We start from the raw sequence: 989 nt of genomic DNA, 5'->3' as shown, positions 1-989 counted from the left end.
ACCGAGATGGAAACCCAACCTGCATAAGCAGATTCGCGCTTGGCTGGCAGTGTCGACGGAAACGCCTCGAGTGCGTCGAGGATTTCGACCTCGGCGCGCTGATTGTGACGCGCACGGTCGAGCAGCGCGGGAAGCGAGCCGATGTTGTGAGTGCCGAAGACGACATCGACGAACGGTGCCTTCTTGACGACGGTGTCACGATCCTTCTGCGCCAGGCACCCACCGACCGCGATCTGCATGTCGGGGTTCGCCTCCTTGTTCGGGGCGAGCTGGCTGAGGTTGCCGTACAACTTGTTGTCCGCGTTCTCGCGGACCGCACACGTGTTGAAGACGACAAGATCAGGATCGGTTCCGGTCTCCGCCTTCGAATACCCGGCGTCCTCGAGCAGACCGGACAGTCGCTCGGAATCGTGGACGTTCATCTGACAGCCGTACGTCCGCACCTCGTAGGTGCGAACAGACTTCGCAGTCGGCTCCGGAACTGCAGTCGGCTCCGGAAGTGCAGGGGACATTTCGTCGATCAGTGACACGCTTCAGCCTAGCTCACGTCCACTACGACGTGTAATAACGCCCTGATAAACAGCCGAAACGCGACATAAACGTCGTCACAGTAAAATTTCCATTACATATGGCAAGAACCATGGCGAAATCACGGGCGTCGACGCAAACTACGCCTAAGGTTCTCGTTTATGACCCAAGCCGACGATGCGACGACGCCGACCACCTCCGGCGATTCCACATCCATGATTTCGATGACCTCGGTGAACAAACACTTCGGGGAACTTCACGTCCTGCAAGAGGTCAATCTCGAAGTACCCAAGGGCCAAGTGGTGATCGTCCTCGGTCCGTCGGGCTCCGGTAAGTCGACTCTGTGCCGCACCATCAATCGCCTGGAACCCATCGACTCGGGCACCATTGCCGTCGACGGCAAGACGCTCCCCGAGGAGGGCAAAGCACTTGCCGCACTTCGTGCCGACGTCGGGATGGTC

At 59.0% G+C, this 989-nt stretch carries 1 protein-coding gene and 1 pseudogene; one reads left to right on the top strand and one right to left on the bottom strand.

The genetic code is table 11. The features are described from left to right. Window positions 1-512, bottom strand: a pseudogene (locus A2J01_RS12270) (tRNA (N6-isopentenyl adenosine(37)-C2)-methylthiotransferase MiaB); the annotation flags it as partial. 231 nt (window positions 513-743) lie between these two features. Here A2J01_RS12270 and A2J01_RS12265 point away from each other — a divergent pair. Further along, on the top strand, window positions 744-989 hold a 246-nt coding region (locus tag A2J01_RS12265), incomplete at its 3' end, for an ATP-binding cassette domain-containing protein (RefSeq protein ID WP_156519253.1).

Origin of the sequence: Rhodococcus sp. EPR-134 (assembly GCF_001647205.1) — a bacterium.
In the GTDB taxonomy this organism is placed as follows: domain Bacteria; phylum Actinomycetota; class Actinomycetes; order Mycobacteriales; family Mycobacteriaceae; genus Rhodococcus_F; species Rhodococcus_F qingshengii.
The sequence above is the reverse complement of the archived record's forward strand: the minus strand, read 5'-3'. Positions and strand labels throughout refer to the sequence as shown.